This window comes from Pseudomonas sp. Pse35, from assembly GCF_024519715.1.
Classification (GTDB): Bacteria; Pseudomonadota; Gammaproteobacteria; order Pseudomonadales; family Pseudomonadaceae; genus Aquipseudomonas; species Aquipseudomonas paracarnis.
Genome location: NZ_JALJRP010000090.1, coordinates 1 through 387 on the forward strand (window position 1 = coordinate 1; position 387 = coordinate 387).

At 61.2% G+C, this 387-nt stretch carries 1 pseudogene; it reads right to left on the reverse strand.

Features of this window, described 5'->3' with window-relative positions:
- Positions 1-387 (reverse strand): annotated as a pseudogene (locus tag OC445_RS26955) (arabinose ABC transporter substrate-binding protein); the annotation flags it as partial.

Genomic DNA, 387 nt, shown 5'->3' on the forward strand with positions numbered 1-387 from the left:
GCACGCCGCCGAGCACGGTGTTGTCGTTCATGCCGCCGATGATCAGGTTCTTCGCGCTACCCGGCAGCTTGACCAGTGCCGAGTTGGTGGCGTCCATGCTGCCTGGCACGTCGAGGGTTTTCAGCGGGGCGGTGAGGATGTGATCTTTAGGAATGCCAGCCTCTTCCAGCGACTTGATCGAGCCGTCGGTGCGCTTCTTGCCGGTGTCGAGCTCGTTGAAGGTGTTGATCACCGCGTAGGTGTCCTTCCAGTCCCAACCACGTTTTTTCGCTTCGGCGGCCATGGCGGCGCCCTGCTTCTGGCCTACCTCAAACGCGGCCATGCCCAGGTACGGCACGTCTTCCATGAAGTTGCCCTTGGCATCGACAAAGCGATCATCCACGGCCA